The sequence below is a fragment of the Rhizobium sp. BK512 genome (assembly GCF_014194915.1).
Classification (GTDB): domain Bacteria; phylum Pseudomonadota; class Alphaproteobacteria; order Rhizobiales; family Rhizobiaceae; genus Rhizobium.
Map to the genome: position 1 here is coordinate 650918 of NZ_JACIAS010000002.1, position 14530 is coordinate 665447.

General features: G+C 60.8%; 14 protein-coding genes and 1 tRNA gene. 7 read left to right on the forward strand and 8 right to left on the reverse strand.

Annotated elements, in window-relative coordinates:
• Positions 1 to 13: 13 nt before the first annotated feature.
• Together FHX06_RS09165 and FHX06_RS09170 are read left to right on the forward strand one after the other, a co-directional pair.
• Entirely contained in the window at positions 14 to 466 is a 453-nt protein-coding gene (locus FHX06_RS09165) for a MarR family winged helix-turn-helix transcriptional regulator (RefSeq protein WP_112968139.1), read from the forward strand.
• Complete coding sequence (locus FHX06_RS09170) at positions 463 to 1704, forward strand: multidrug effflux MFS transporter (RefSeq protein ID WP_312866489.1); 1242 nt, start codon at positions 463 to 465, stop codon at positions 1702 to 1704. The genes FHX06_RS09165 and FHX06_RS09170 overlap by 4 nt, the downstream gene beginning before the upstream one ends.
• On the opposite strand, the gene glp is transcribed toward FHX06_RS09170, so the two are convergent.
• The 5 genes from glp to FHX06_RS09195 are packed head-to-tail and all read right to left on the reverse strand — an operon-like array spanning position 1673 to position 7137.
• Positions 1673 to 2896 (reverse strand): gephyrin-like molybdotransferase Glp, encoded by a 1224-nt coding sequence (gene glp / locus FHX06_RS09175; protein ID WP_183878988.1) that lies wholly within the window; start codon positions 2894 to 2896, stop codon positions 1673 to 1675. The genes FHX06_RS09170 and glp overlap by 32 nt on opposite strands.
• On the reverse strand, positions 2893 to 3390 hold the full coding sequence (gene moaC, locus FHX06_RS09180) for a cyclic pyranopterin monophosphate synthase MoaC (RefSeq protein WP_183878990.1): 498 nt from the start codon (positions 3388 to 3390) through the stop codon (positions 2893 to 2895). The genes glp and moaC overlap by 4 nt, the downstream gene beginning before the upstream one ends.
• 2 nt (positions 3391 to 3392) lie before the next feature.
• Positions 3393 to 4205 (reverse strand): indole-3-glycerol phosphate synthase TrpC, encoded by an 813-nt coding sequence (trpC, locus tag FHX06_RS09185; protein WP_183878992.1) that lies wholly within the window; start codon positions 4203 to 4205, stop codon positions 3393 to 3395.
• Positions 4206 to 4214: 9 nt separating this feature from the next.
• Positions 4215 to 5231 carry an anthranilate phosphoribosyltransferase gene (gene trpD, locus FHX06_RS09190; RefSeq protein ID WP_112547646.1) on the reverse strand — a complete coding sequence of 339 codons (1017 nt, stop codon included), beginning with the start codon at positions 5229 to 5231 and terminating at the stop codon, positions 4215 to 4217.
• 13 nt (positions 5232 to 5244) lie between these two features.
• The gene (locus FHX06_RS09195; protein ID WP_183878994.1) at positions 5245 to 7137 is read right to left on the reverse strand and encodes a SurA N-terminal domain-containing protein; all 1893 of its coding nucleotides are present in this window, start codon (positions 7135 to 7137) and stop codon (positions 5245 to 5247) included.
• Between the two features lie 218 nt (positions 7138 to 7355).
• On the opposite strand from FHX06_RS09195, the gene FHX06_RS09200 reads away from it, so the two are divergent.
• Positions 7356 to 7637: a hypothetical protein gene (locus FHX06_RS09200; protein ID WP_112547781.1), complete on the forward strand. Its 282-nt coding sequence runs from the start codon at positions 7356 to 7358 to the stop codon at positions 7635 to 7637.
• A gap of 63 nt (positions 7638 to 7700) precedes the next feature.
• Here FHX06_RS09200 and FHX06_RS09205 read toward each other — a convergent pair whose 3' ends face one another.
• The 3 genes from FHX06_RS09205 to FHX06_RS09215 all read right to left on the reverse strand — a co-directional run bounded on the left by FHX06_RS09205 (position 7701) and on the right by FHX06_RS09215 (position 9813).
• A complete protein-coding gene (locus FHX06_RS09205) occupies positions 7701 to 7955 on the reverse strand; it encodes a GlsB/YeaQ/YmgE family stress response membrane protein (RefSeq protein ID WP_112547644.1) in 255 nt (84 codons plus the stop codon).
• A 438-nt stretch (positions 7956 to 8393) separates the two neighbouring features.
• Positions 8394 to 9506: an NAD(P)/FAD-dependent oxidoreductase gene (locus FHX06_RS09210; protein ID WP_113213238.1), complete on the reverse strand. Its 1113-nt coding sequence runs from the start codon at positions 9504 to 9506 to the stop codon at positions 8394 to 8396.
• Positions 9507 to 9723: 217 nt separating this feature from the next.
• Positions 9724 to 9813 (reverse strand) — tRNA-Ser (locus FHX06_RS09215).
• 438 nt (positions 9814 to 10251) lie between these two features.
• Here FHX06_RS09215 and FHX06_RS09220 point away from each other — a divergent pair.
• From FHX06_RS09220 to FHX06_RS09235, 4 genes are all read left to right on the forward strand, one after another.
• Complete coding sequence (locus FHX06_RS09220; protein ID WP_113117075.1) at positions 10252 to 11382, forward strand: septal ring lytic transglycosylase RlpA family protein; 1131 nt, start codon at positions 10252 to 10254, stop codon at positions 11380 to 11382.
• Between the two features lie 83 nt (positions 11383 to 11465).
• Complete coding sequence (locus FHX06_RS09225; RefSeq protein ID WP_183878996.1) at positions 11466 to 12659, forward strand: D-alanyl-D-alanine carboxypeptidase family protein; 1194 nt, start codon at positions 11466 to 11468, stop codon at positions 12657 to 12659.
• A gap of 134 nt (positions 12660 to 12793) precedes the next feature.
• Positions 12794 to 13471, forward strand: coding sequence for a dTMP kinase (tmk, locus tag FHX06_RS09230; RefSeq protein ID WP_113213240.1), 678 nt, complete (start codon positions 12794 to 12796; stop codon positions 13469 to 13471).
• Positions 13464 to 14489, forward strand: coding sequence for a DNA polymerase III subunit delta' (locus FHX06_RS09235; RefSeq protein ID WP_183878998.1), 1026 nt, complete (start codon positions 13464 to 13466; stop codon positions 14487 to 14489). The genes tmk and FHX06_RS09235 overlap by 8 nt, the downstream gene beginning before the upstream one ends.
• The last annotated feature ends 41 nt before the right edge of the window (positions 14490 to 14530 follow it).

Genomic DNA, 14530 nt, shown 5'->3' on the forward strand with positions numbered 1-14530 from the left:
CATCGATATTGACATGACCGACGACAAGATCACAACCTCATTCGGGAGCCTCATCTCCCAGACCGCTCGCTACTGGCGGCGTGTCGCCAATCTGCGTTTGCAGCCTTTCGGGCTGACGGAAGCGACATGGCTGCCGCTGCTGCGTATCGCCCGCTCGCCGACCCCGATGCACCAGAAGGAACTGGCCGCCTCGCTCTCACTCGACAATTCCTCGGTCGTACGCCTGATCGATAATCTGGAGAAGGCGGGACTGGTCGAGCGACGAGAAGGCGAAGACAGGCGTGCAAAGGAAATCCTGCTGACGGAAGAGGGCAGGAGGACCGTGGAGGCGGTCGAACGCGTGGCGCAGGGCATCCGCGAGGAGGCGCTTGCCTTGCTGCCGCGCGAGGACATCGAAACCACGTGGCGCGTGCTCGATCACATCAGCGACGTACTTGCCCGGCAGCTCGAGGAACCAGAACAGTGAATACGCATCCAGGCCCGATGAGCGAAGCGCGACCACTTGGCGCAAAGCGTCGCATACCGGTCTGGCTGCTCGGGCTCATTACCTTCAGTGGCACTCTGGCCATGCATATTTTCGTGCCTGCGCTTCCGGCAGCGGCCACCGATCTCGGTGCCTCGATCGGCGAGATGCAACTGACCGTCAGTCTCTACATTTTCGGCCTTGCCGTCGGTCAGCTCGTTTATGGTCCGCTTTCGGATCGCTACGGACGCCGGCCGGTGCTGATGAGCGGGCTTGTGCTCTATACGCTCGCCGGCGTCGCCGCGCTTGTCTCGCCCGGCGTGCATGCGCTGATCGCGGCCAGGCTCTTCCAGGCTTTCGGTGGCTGCGCCGGGCTTGTCATTGCCCGCGCCATCGTACGCGACACCTCCAGCCCCGATGAAACGGCCAAACGGCTTGCGATCATGAACCTGATGGTCACGGTCGGGCCGGGGCTTGCCCCGATCGTCGGCGGCGCGCTTGCTTCTACGCTCGGCTGGCGTTCGATCTTCGTGGCCCTCTGCGCGCTCGGCATCGTCAATCTGCTGCTGACATGGCGCAAGGTGCCGGAAACCGGCACCCGCAACTCCGAGACCTCCATGAAGTCACTGAGCCGTGACTATCTGGGGCTGCTCGCGTCGCGCTCATTCGTCGGCTATGCCATCGGCGGCGGCTGCGCGACGACCTCCATGTATGCCTTCACGGCATCCGCCCCGTTCATCGTCATCAACGAGCTTGGCCGCCCGGCAACGGAGGTCGGCATTTGTCTTGCACTGTTGATCTTCGGCTACTGGATCGGCAGCATGATCGCCACGCGGCTGATCGGCCGGTTTGCGATGAAGCGACTGATGGTGATTTCCAATCTCGTCAGCATTGCTGCCGCACTGGTCTTCTTCGGCCTCGCCGTGAGCCATCATCTAACGCTTCTGCCGATGATGGCTGCGATCATGGTCTATACGATCGGCGCGGGCGTGGCCTCGCCCAATGCGCTGACGCTCGCCGTCAGCGTCAATCCGAAAGTCACCGGCTCGGCCTCCGGCCTTTACGGCTCGACGCAGATGGCCGTCGGCGCTATCTGCAGTGCGCTTTCGGGCATAGGCGGTGACCCCGGACTTGCCGCGGCGACCGTCATCCTCGGCGCAAGCGTGCTGGCACAGCTCTGCTTCTGGCTTGCGGTCGCCTCAAGAAATGTCAGGCGAGGAGATCTGGCCGCAGAAGCATGACCGGGCAGGTGGCTCCCGCCGGCAATTCCGGCGCATGCGGCGGGCGAATGATGAGGCAGTCCGAATGGGCGAAGGTCTTCATCATCGATGAATCCTGCTTGTCGAAGGGTTCGACAAGCCAGCCGCCGACAGCGGATTTCGAGAGCTTGGCGCGCACATAATCCTGACGGTGATCATTGGCACGCAGCGTGACGGCGGCCTCCACCATCGTCTCGCGCGGAACTGATGGCAGCGAGCCAAGCTTACGGATCAGAGGCTCCAGAAAGAGCAGCGAGCAGACGAGGCTCGAGACGGGATTGCCGGGGAGGCCAAGAACATGGGTCTTTCCGAAGCTGCCGACCATCAGCGGTTTGCCGGGGCGCATGGCAATGCGCCAGAAATCGAGCTGCATGCCGGCTTCGATCAATGTCGCCTGCACCAGATCATGATCGCCGACCGAGGCGCCACCGAGGGTGACGACCACATCGACTTTCGCATTGCGCGCCTTGTCGATCGCTGCCGTGATCTTCGCCTTGTCATCAGGCACGATGCCGAGATCGAGCACGTCGGCACCGGCGCGGCGGGCAAGGGCCGCGACGCCAAAGGTGTTGGAGGCGATGATCTGTGAGGGACCAGGGGTGCTTCCGGGCGGCAGAAGTTCGTCACCGGTCGCAAGAATGGCGATGAGGGGACGGCGCAACACCTCGACATCGGGCCGGTTCATGCCGGCCGCGACCGTCAGCCGCGAGAAATCGAGGATCGTACCGGCGGGCAATACCATTTCGCCTTCGGTGAAATCCTGACCGCGTGGGCGAACATGCTGGTTCTGCCGCACCGGGAAATTGGTTCTGATACCGCCTTCGATCTTTTCCGCGTCCTCCTGCAACAACACGCTATCGGCACCCGACGGTACAGGTGCGCCGGTGAAAATGCGGACGGCCTCGCCCGGACCAACGCTACCTTCGAAACCGTGGCCGGCAGACGATGTGCCGATGACCTTCAGAACGGCGCCTGGCTCCGGCGCATCCTTACGGCGCAGCGCATAGCCATCCATGGCGGAGGAGTTGAACGGCGGTTGGGTCAGACCTGCCGTGAGGTCGGCGGCCAGAACGCGACCCTCAGCCTCTGCGAGCGGCAGCGTTTCGGACGCCATGACGGGCGCGGCACTGGACAGCAGGCGGCTTAAGGCCTCGGCGACCGGCAGAAGGTTCATCTTGCCTCCGGATGGCGGAAATCTCCGGATTTGCCGCCGGATTTTTCAAGCAACCTGACACCGCCGATCTCCATCGCCTTGTCGGCGGCCTTGGCCATGTCGTAGATCGTCAGGCACGCGACGGAGACGGCAGTCAGCGCTTCCATCTCCACACCGGTCTTGCCGGTGAGCTTGGCAGTGGCCGTGACCCGCAGGCCGGGCAGGTCGGCATCTTCCTCGATCTCGACCGTGACCTTTGTCAGCATAAGCGGATGGCAGAGAGGAATGAGGTCGGCCGTCCGCTTGGCGGCCATGATGCCGGCAAGGCGAGCGGTACCGATGACGTCGCCCTTCCTGGCATTGCCTTGACGAATGAGCGAAAGCGTGTCCGGCGCCATTTTCACGTGGCCTTCGGCAGTGGCGATGCGCACGGTCTCGGCCTTGTCGGAAACATCAACCATATGCGCCTCGCCGGAGGCATCGATATGGGTGAGGCCTGGCTTTTCGCCGCTCATGCTCATTCGGCCGCGATTGCGGCTTCGCCTGTCAGGAGAGTGCGTGTGGCGGCCGCGACGTCATCCTTGCGCATCAGGCTTTCGCCGACGAGGAAGGTATTGATCCTGACGGCCTGCAGACGCTTGCAATCCTCATGGGTGAAGATGCCGCTTTCGCCGACAAGAAGACGATCGTCAGGAACCATTGCAGCCAGCGTCTCGCTGACAGCGAGGCTGACTTCGAAGGTGCGCAGGTTGCGGTTGTTGATACCGACGAGCGGCGAAGACAGCTTGAGCGCACGTTCCATTTCCGGCGCATCGTGGACTTCGACCAGCACATCCATGCCAAGCGAGAAGGCTTCGTCCTGCAGGCGCTCGGCATCGTCATCGCTGAGCGAGGCCATGATGAGCAGGATGCAGTCGGCACCCCAGGCGCGGGCTTCATGGACCTGATAGGTCTCGAACATGAAATCCTTGCGCAGTGCGGGCAGTGCGCAGGCGGCGCGCGCTGCCGTCAGAAACTCCGGTGCGCCCTGGAAGCTCGGCGTATCGGTCAGCACGGAAAGGCAGGCAGCACCACCGGCTTCGTAAGCCCTGGCGAGAGCAGGCGGATCGAAATCAGGACGGATGAGCCCCTTGGAGGGGCTTGCCTTCTTGATCTCGGCGATCAGGCCGAATTCTCCGGCATCGCGCTTGGCGATGAGCGCCTTGTGGAAACCGCGCGGCGCGGACTGCCCGGACTGCATGGCCTTGAGATCGGCAAGCGAGGTCCTTGCCTTGGCGGCAGCGATTTCCTCGCGCTTGTAGGCTTCGATCTTCTTCAGGATATCGGTCATGAGACGATCCTAGTCGATATCGTTGGATACGGCGATCAGTTTATCGAGCGCAGATGCCGTTGCGCCGCTATCGAGCGATTCCGTTGCAAGCGTCATGCCGTCACGGATCGTCTCTGCCTTGCCTGCGATGACGAGGGACGCGGCGGCATTGGCGAGCGCAATATCGCGGTAAGCGTTCTTGGCGCCGCCGAGCACCTCGCGCAGCGCTGCAGCATTGACGGTGCCGTCGCCGCCCTTGATCTCGGCGAGCACGCGAGGCGCCACACCGAAATCAGCAGGCGAAAGCTCGAAGGTACGGATTTTGCCGTTTTCGAGCGCTGCAACGCTGGTCGTGCCGGTCGTCGTGATTTCATCAAGGCCGTCGCCATGGACGACCCACACACTCTCGGCGCCGAGGTCGCGCATGACTTCGGCAAGCGGTACCACCCATTGCGGCGCGAAGACGCCGAGAAGCTGGCGCTTGACGCCGGCCGGATTGGAGAGGGGACCGAGCAGGTTGAAGATGGTACGCGTTCCGAGTTCGACGCGCGTCGGCCCGACATGGCGCATGGCCGAATGATGCTGCTGCGCGAACATGAAGCCGACACCGGCTTCTGCGATGCAGCGGGTGATCATCTCCGGGGTAACCTCGAGATTGACACCAAGGGCCGCAAGGCTGTCGGCGGCGCCGGATTTCGAGCTCAGCGCGCGGTTTCCGTGCTTGGCGACCGGGACGCCCGCGCCGGCGACGATCAGCGCCGCCAGCGTCGATATGTTGTAGGTGCCGCTGGCATCACCGCCTGTGCCGACAATATCGATCGCGTCGGCAGGCGCTTCCACCCGCAGCATCTTGGAGCGCATCGTGGTGACAGCGCCAACGATCTCGTCGACCGTCTCTCCGCGAACGCGAAGCGCCATCAGGAAGCCGCCGATCTGCGAAGGCGTTGCCTGGCCGGACATCAGGATATCGAAGGCCTGGCGGGCCTCGTCACGGGTCAGGGGCTCGCGGCTTGCTGCCTTGGCCAGAAGCGGCTTCAGATCGGTCATGCGTCGCTTCCCCCTAGCGGACGGTCGCCTGTTCGGCGAGTTTCTGGTTGACCTGCGTGCCGTACTGGCTCTGCAACAGGTTGACCATCTGATCCAGAATATCGTCGCCGGCGGCATTTGCCATGGCGGTGATCTGCTGGTCGCGGTTATCAAGGGCATCGGTCGTCGGTTGGTCGTTGACCTCGGTCACCTTCAGCAGGATCTGGGTGCTCGGATCGGCGCCAACGGCTGCTGCGACGGTATCGACAGGGCCCGAGAAGGCTGCGTTGATGCCGGCGCGACCGAGAACCGGATCGTCGGTCGAGCGGGTAAAGCCGCTCTTGCTTTCGACGGCGATGCCGAGCGGCGTGGCGATATCGGCAAGCGACATGCCCTTCTGCGCCTCGGTCTTCAACTCGGCTGCCTTCTTGGCAAGCTCGGCCTTCTGCTGCTCGGCGGTCCAGTCCTGAACGGCCTTGTCGCGCACTTCGGCAAGCGGGCGGTCACGCTCGGGCATGATGTCGCGCACATCAAACCAGACATAGCCGTCATTGCCGACGGAAATGGCAACCGCATCGGCGCCGACATCGGTTTTGAAGGCTTCGGCCAGAAGCTGCTGCTGCGCCGGGATATCCTTGACCGGATTGCCGTCCTTGTCGGCACCCGTCATGTCGATGGCGTCGATGACGACGGCCTTCAGCTTGAGCTGGTTGGCGATCTCTTCAAGAGATGTGCCGCCGGCGCGCATATCCTCGATACGGTCGTGAACGTTGATCACTTCCTGCGAAGCATTGGCGACCGAAAGCTGCTTGCGGAGCTCTTCCTTGACCTCGTCGAAGCTTTTGGTGGTCTCCGGCTTGATGTTGGTCACGCGCAGGATCACAGGTCCAAAGCTGCCGTCGACGACAGGCGTCGTGCCGCCATCGGTCTTGACGGCGAAGGCGGCGTCGGCAACGGCCTGATCCGGAACCTTGTCCTTGGTGAATTCTCCGAGCAGCACGTCGCCCGCAGTCTTGCCCTGATCGGTAACGAGCTGATCGAAACTCGTACCGGTCTTCAGCGCGGTCTCGGCCGCATTGGCGAGATCCTTGCTGGCAAAGGTCAACTGTTCCAGCGTGCGGCTTTCCGGCGTCGTGTAAGCCGCCTTGGCCTTGTCGAAAGCTTCCTTGATCTGGTCGTCGGTGACGGTCGCGGGATCGGCGATATCATCCGGCTGAAGCTTCAGGTAGGCGATCTTGCGGTATTCCGGTGCGCGATAGCGCTGCTTGGCATCTTCGAACCATTTGGAGAGCACGTCATCGGCCGGCGCCTTGATCGGCTCGATATTGGCGTTCGTGAGCAGCAGGTAATCGACGCTGCGGCTCTCACTGCCATAGAGTTTCAGCGCGTTGACGAGCGTCGCAGGCGCCTGGAAGCCGTTGGCAACGGCCTCGATGATCTGGCTGCGGACAGCCTGCTTGCTGCGATCCTTGATATAGTCGTCTTCCCGAATGCCGGCATTGCGCAGACGCGAGGTGAAGAGCGAGCGGTCGAACTGGCCGTTGACTGCCTTGAAAGCCGGATCGTCACCGATCAGCTGGGCAAGACGGTCCTCGGAAAGACCGAGCCCCATGTCATCGGCAAGCTGATCGAGCGAGGCGCCGGCAACGAGCTGGGCGAGGACCTGCTGTTCAACGCCGAAAGCGCGCGCCTGTTCGGGTGTGAGCCGCATGCCGAACTGCTGGCTCAGAGAAGCAATCTGACGCTGATAGGCGAGGCGGAATTCGTTGACGTCCACATGCTGGTCGCCGACGGTGACCACCGTCGTGCTGTTGCCGCCGCTTATCAGCTCACGCGACACGCCCCAGATGCCGAAGGAGGCGACGAGGAGGAGCAGGAGCAGCTTGGCAACCCAGGTCTGAGCAGCTCTTCTCAGAAAATGGAACATGGAAACGCAAACCTCGCATTATCATTGGCCCCGGAAGGGCAGACATTCGTCGTTCCATAAAACAAAGCTGCGAGGAAATGAAGGCTTGTCGCACGAAAAGCTTGCGAGGCTTGCACACGCTCTCGCTGACCCGCCGCGAGCGACAAAAGATGCTACATTGCGGAACCTTTCCAGTCTTCATTTCGTTGAAGCGGCATTCCATCAAACAGGAGCAGACCATGGCCGAATTGAAAACCGCTTCCGCCGAATCCACCGCTGCGCGCGTCAAGGCTGAAGTTGCCGCCGAAGATCTGTCCGCGCAGGTTGCTGCGTTGCGCGAGGATCTGGCCCGCCTTTCGGAGAGCGTGATCGCTCTGGGGCAGGGCGCAAAGACCGCAGTGGCCGACGAAGCCTCTGTCATGACCGAGCGCGTCCGCGACAAGGTGCGTGAAGAGCCCCTGACCGCGATTGCCATCACGGCAGGCGTCGCCTATCTCTTCGGTCTCCTCAGCCGCCGATAATGAAAAAAGCCGGACGCAGGACGTCCGGCTTTTCAATCTTTCCAGCGATCTTTCCGTGTCAGGTCAGCGGCGGACGAGGCGCCCGAGCGCGATCAGGATGCATGCCCCGACAAAACCCGTGACCAGGTATCCGAGCCAGCCGGTCAACGGCTGGATATGAAGGATACCGAGAATCCAGTTGGCGACAATCGCGCCGATGATGCCGAGCAATATGTTCATGAACACGCCCATGTTGCTGTTCATGAATTTCTCCGCCAGCCATCCGGCGAAGCCGCCGATGATGATGGCTGCAATCCAACCCACACCTTCGTTTTCCATAGTGATCTCCCTCCTAGGCAAAACGTGAGATAAAACGCGCACAATCGAAATAAGTTCCGTCGCGGCAGCGGTTTGGCGGCGTCAGGGATGAAGCACCGTCACTGGCGTCGAGAGTGCGTGTGTCGCGATCTGAAACATCAGGCCGGAAAAGGCCAATGCGGCAAAGCCAGCCGGCATCAGCAAGCTCTTATTGAACATCATATCCTCCCTTTATTGGGAGCAAGCATAGTTTATCGCCTCAACTGCGCAAGCCGCTCATTAATAAGTAGTTAAGCATGTAATTTAAGTAAAATTGCCACGTCATTACATGCGCTACACCTAATATTAAATCACCTGGAACCGGAGCATTCTCAATTTGCATTATCAGAGAAGAGACTTTGGTCGATAGGATCTCTACGGCTCTCGCTCGATCAAAGCCGGCGGACGACAGAAGATTGTCTATCCGGCAAGTCTTGCCACCCTCTGCCCGATGGCGAGCGAGGCGGTCAGGCCGGGGCTTTCAATTCCGTAGAGTGCCACATAGGCAGGGTGACCGGTTTGCTCCGGCCCCTGGATCACAAAGTCACCACTGCCGCCCACAGCCGGTCCGGCGATTTTCGGACGGATACCCGAATAGGCGGGCTGCAGCGCGCCATCCGCCAGATTGGGCCAATAGCGGCGGATTGCGGAATAGAATTTGTCTGCTCGACGCGGATCGACGTTATAGTCAATCGTCTCGATCCACTCGACATCGGGGCCGAAACGTGCCTGGCCAGCAAGGTCGAGTGTCAGATGCACTCCGAGGCCGCCGGGCTCAGGGACGGGGTAGATCAGCTGCGATGCGGGCGCACCGCCGGATAGAGCGAAATAACATCCCTTGGCGTAGTGACGCGGCGGGATCGTGCCAGCGTCCAGGCCGCCCAGGCTTTCTGACAGGGCCCAGGCGTTCAGGCCAGCCGCATTGACCACAAGGCGTGTTTCGATCTCTACCGGGTCGCGGCCGCCGACTGCGAGGCGAACCTTGTCGGCAGTGAACTCACCGTCGATGACTGGAGAATTGCAGATAACGGCTCCGCCATTCGCCTCTATATCCGTGATGTAGGCCTGCATGAGGTTATGGCTGTCGATAATGCCGGTTGACGGCGAGACAAGTGCTGCAAAGCCCCTGATTTGTGGTTGCCTGAGAGCAAGCTCCGCAGCATCAATCAGATAGCAGTCTTCGACGCCATTGGCGGCAGCCTGCCTCGACAGCTTTTCAAGATATCCAACCTCCTCCTCACTCGCCGCGACAACGAGTTTGCCGCAGGCCCTGTGGGGGATATTTCTCTCCCGGCAATAGTCGTAAAGCCGATGTTTTCCGGCAACGCAGAGTTCAGCCTTCAAGCTGCCGGTGGCATAGTAGAGCCCGGCATGGATGACCTCGCTGTTGCGGGCCGATGTAATGCTGCCGGTTATCGGCTCCGCCTCGAGAAGAACCACATCGCGGCCGGACATTGCAAGTTCGCGCGCGACCGCAAGCCCCACGACCCCTCCGCCCACGACGACGCAGTCGAGGTCCAGTACCTCCGCCATGCAATTCCCCTCCATCCTCCAACCGCGTTACTGAACTCGCTGTTTTGGGAGCCCGGACAACGCAATCCAGCTTTCAGATATCGTTCGGGCGAACCTATCCCAAAATCAAGAGGATGGTGAAATACGATTTGATGCCGGGCCCGGGTCGTCTTCGCCGGAACAAGCGATGAGGAACTCGGCGACAGGAGGAAAAGCAGCCAATAGATTCAATAACGGATGGCGGAAGAGGTGGGATTCGAACCCACGGTACGGTTTCCCGCACGCCGGTTTTCAAGACCGGTTCCTTAAACCACTCGGACACTCTTCCATCCAGTTGATCCGGTCCGTCCTTGCTGACAGGCCCTCGTTTTGACAAGGACTCGTCCCGCCGACGGCCAAATCGCGGTTCGGCTGGCTTTATAGCGGTTCGGACTTCAGCGTCAATGTGCTCTGACAGTTCGGACGGATAAACTGCCATAATGTGTCCTGCTGCGGGGCAGACCATCGTGGTTGCCAAAAGGTACTGTCACGATCCGAAACGGTTCAACATGCGGAAATACATGCGCGATTTCATTCCCGCACAGATTAAAATCAACCAAATATTAACCATAATCATTCGAATTATCGCTATCGTGCCGAAATCGTTCGCAAATTCGCCATGATATCCACAAGATTAAAGTCTCGTTAGGAAGGCACGGAATAAGGCACTCCAACTCATTCACGAGTGAGTTCCTTAACCATAACGGTCTTTGGTGGCGTGGGGCATATGAAACTGAATTACGGGGCGGCGTCTTTCGCAACGGCGGCACGGTGGCTGGCATTGTCGGCGGTGTGCGCAACGGTGGCGGCTTGCGGCACAACGCAGGCGGTTCCCAAGAAGAAATCCCACGGCAAGGAATATTTCTCCGAAAGCGAGTATGGCGTCAAAGCCAGCCCGCGTGTTGCCAACGGCAACAATATCCCCAAGGGCGGTGGCCGCTACATGGTGGGCGATCCCTATGTGGTGAAGGGCAAGATGTATTACCCGAGGGAGGACTACTCCTATAACAAGGTGGGCATCGCTTCCTGGTACGGCTCTGCCTTCCACGGCCGCCTGACTGCGAACGGCGAAGTCTATGACCAGATGCATCTTTCCGCTGCGCATCCGACCTTTCCGCTGCCGAGCTATGCGCGTGTGACGAACGTTGAAACCGGTTCGTCCGTGATCGTCCGCGTCAACGACCGTGGTCCCTATCACGAAGGTCGCATCATCGACCTTTCGAACAAGACCGCATCCATGCTCGACCTGCAGCACAGCGGTACGGGCAACGTTCGGGTTCAGTATGTCGGCAAGGCGCCGCTCGACGGTCATGATATGCCCTATCTGATGGCTTCCTATGTTCCGAAGGGCAGCCGTCTTCCGGGCATCTATCCGGGCGGTGGGCAGATCGCGAGCGGCGTGATGGTTGCCTCCAACAGCAAGAAGATCACCGGCGACCAGTTGCAGAGCCTCGGCGGCTATTCCGACCCTTCGCCTGACAGCGTACCGGTGCCATTCTCGTCCGCTGCCTATGCGGGCAACTCGCCGAGTGCCAAATACAATGCGGCGCCGGCTCAGGCCCCCGTGCCGATGCGGGCGCCGGCAGGCGGCCATTTCCTGCAGCCGCCCCCGGCTTTCGCCAATGGCGCGCAGGCGATGGAACAGGCCGTGGTCCTGCCGGAAATCGGACCCATTCCCCTTGAACGCCCGAACGGCTGGTCGAAGGGCGCGTCGCTTGCGATGAACTATCAGGATGCGATCACCGTGAAGGTTCCGCTCGCATTCGATGCCGTGATGGTGCGAAATGACGGTCTGACGCAGGAATCCATTCTCGCCTCCTTCAAGCGCCAGAATGGCGGCAGCGCAAAGGCGCGATAAAGCCCAACGATAAAGTGTAATTGCATCGGCTTCCGGCTCGCTTTACCCTCCTGAGTCAACCCGCACCATCAATGGGAATTGCGATGTTGAAGCCGTTGCTTCGCCTTCTTGCATGCCTGCTTTTGCCTGCTTCTACTGCCGTTGCGGCAGAGGGAACCGAGGCCGGTTTCGTCACCAAGGCCGCGCAGGCCTATATGATCGAAGCTTCGACCGGCACTGTACTTCTCGCCAAGAACGAGAACCAGGTTTTCGCACCCGCCGCGCTTGCGAAGCTGATGACGATGGATCTCGTTTTCGATGCCGTCAGCAAGGGGCAGATTTCACTCGATACCGAATATCCCGTCTCCGAATACGCCTGGCGCACGGGCGGCGCGCCTTCGCGTGCCGCCACGATGTTTGCGGCGCTGAAATCGAGGGTTCGTGTCGAGGATCTGATCAAGGGTGTGGCGATCCAGGGCGCCAATGATGGCTGCATCATCCTTGCCGAGGGCATGGGCGGCAGCGAAGACCAGTTTGCGGCATCGATGACGCGTCGCGCACGCGACCTCGGCATGGACAAGGCCGTCTTCGGCAATTCAACCGGAATCCCGGATGGCAAGAGCAAGGTGACGGCCAAGGAACTTGTGACGCTCGCCACCAATCTGCAGACATCCTATCCCAATCTCTATTCCTATTTCGCCCAGCCTGATTTCGAGTGGAACAAGATCTTCCAGCGCAACCGTAATCCACTGCTCGGCATGGATCTCGGAGCGGACGGTCTCGCGACCGGCTTCACGGAAGGCGAGGGCTATTCAATCGTCGCCTCCGTGCAGCGCAACGGACGGCGGCTCTTCGTGGCGCTTGCCGGCATCGCCTCCGACAAGGAGCGCACGGAAGAGGCCAAGCGCGTGCTGGAATGGGGGCTGACAGCCTTCGAGAGCCGTCAGGTCTTTGCAGACACGGAAGTCATCGGAGCGGCAAGTGTCTATGGCGGCACGGCGCGGACAGTTGATCTCGTCGCCAAGGCGCCGGTCAGCGTTTACATTCCGATCAACAATCCGGACCGGCTTGCTGCCCGCATCGTCTATCACTGGCCACTGATGGCGCCAGTCAAGGCGGATACGGAAGTCGGCACGCTGCGGATCGTTTCCGGCAACAGGATGCTGCGAGAAGTGCCGCTCTATACGGTGCAATCCGTGGAGGTGGGCTCGCTCAGCAGCCGTGCGATCGATGCGCTGCTCGAGCTTGGCGAATCGCTGTTCTTCTCCTGGCTATGGGACAAGTCCGAGCAGAGCTGACGCTTCTTTTCGGGCGCAGATAGCCGTAATTTGCCGGGGAAGGCGAATATGTCGCCGCGGCAAAAGGTTTCGCTGCGCACTATCTTCGGATAGATAGAGAAAGAGCACGGCGCTCAGAATGCGGGAAAGTATCATTGTCATCCGGTAAGGGTTTGTTCGTTACGTTTGAAGGCGGAGAGGGCGCGGGCAAGTCCACGCAGATCCGCCGACTTGCCGAGGCATTGAAGGCCGATGGCCATGACGTGCTGCTGACCAGGGAACCGGGCGGTTCGCCAGGCGCCGAAGCGGTGCGCCATGTGCTGCTTTCAGGCGCTGCGGAAGCCTTCGGCACCCGCATGGAGGCGATCCTTTTTGCCGCCGCCCGCAACGATCATGTGGAAGAGATCATCCGCCCGGCGCTTTACACGGGCAAGATCGTGCTCTGCGACCGCTTCATGGATTCCTCGCGCGTCTATCAAGGCGTCACCGGCAATCTGGAACCTGATTTCATCGAGACGCTGCAGCGCATCGCCATCAATGGCGTGATGCCCGACTGTACGCTGATCCTCGATATTCCGGCCAAGCAGGGATTGGAGCGCGTCAGCAAGCGAAATGCCGACGGTCCCGACCGGTTCGAGAAGGAAACGCTCGAAACGCACGAGAAGCGCCGCGAGGCCTATCTGGACATCGCCGCGCGCGAGCCTGAACGCTGCCATGTCGTCAATGCCACGCAGACGGAAGAGGCGATCGCCACGGAGATCCTTACCATCGTCAGGCAATTGCTGAAACCATCAGCCGAAGTTCGGATGCCGGAAGCGGCCCATCATGAGTGAGGAGAGGCCCGGTCTGCTCGACGGCGCCATATGGCCAGCCGAGAATACGAAGCTCTTCGGCCATGAAGAGGCAGAGGATTTCCTGGCGCAATTCTACCGCTCGGGCAAAGGACATCATGCAATCCTGATCGAGGGGCCGGAGGGCATCGGCAAGGCGACGCTGGCCTTCCGCTTCGCCAATCACGTTCTGTCGCATCCCGATCCCGCGGGCGCACCGGAGCGCATTGCCGATCCGGATCCGGCCTCGGCCGTCAGCCGACAGATCGCCTCGGGAGCCTCACACAATCTCCTGCATCTTTCCCGCCCTGTCGACGAGAAGACCGGCAAGGTCAAATCGGCAATCACCATCGACGAAGTGCGCCGGGCCGGCAAATTCTTCTCGCAAACCTCAGGCACGGGCAACTGGCGTATCGTCATCATCGATCCCGCCGACGACATGAACCGGAATGCGGCAAACGCCATTCTGAAGATCCTCGAGGAGCCGCCGAAGCGCGCAATGTTCCTCGTTCTGTCGCATGCGCCGGGCAAGCTACTGCCGACGATCCGCTCGCGTTGCCTGCCGCTGAAGCTTGCGCCGCTCGACGATCGCGCCCTTGTTTCAGCCCTTGCCCATCTCGGCATCGAGGGGGAGGGGCACGCCCTGCTTTCTGCCGCAAAGGGCAGTGTCGGTGAGGCTCTGAAACTACTGAACTATGGCGGCGGCGAGATCATCCAGGCCTATAACGAGGTTCTGTCCTCCGAGGGACCTGCGGCACGCAAGGCCATGCATCGGCTTGCAGATGCACTTTCCGGCAGGGAAGCCGAGACGATCTTTGATTTCTTCGTAAGCCATGTCGGCGATGATGTGATGAACCGCGCGCGCCTTGCTGCCGGGGAGGGACAGATCGCGGCGGCCGACCGCCTTGCGCGGCTCTATTCCGAAATCACGGAGAAACTGACCATCTCCGGCGCTTACAATCTCGATCGCAAGCAGACGATCATGGAAGTGCTTTCCGAAATCAAGCAACCGCGCGCCTGAAGCGTCTTTGTTTTTAAGCATTTGCGGACGCGAAACCGCCG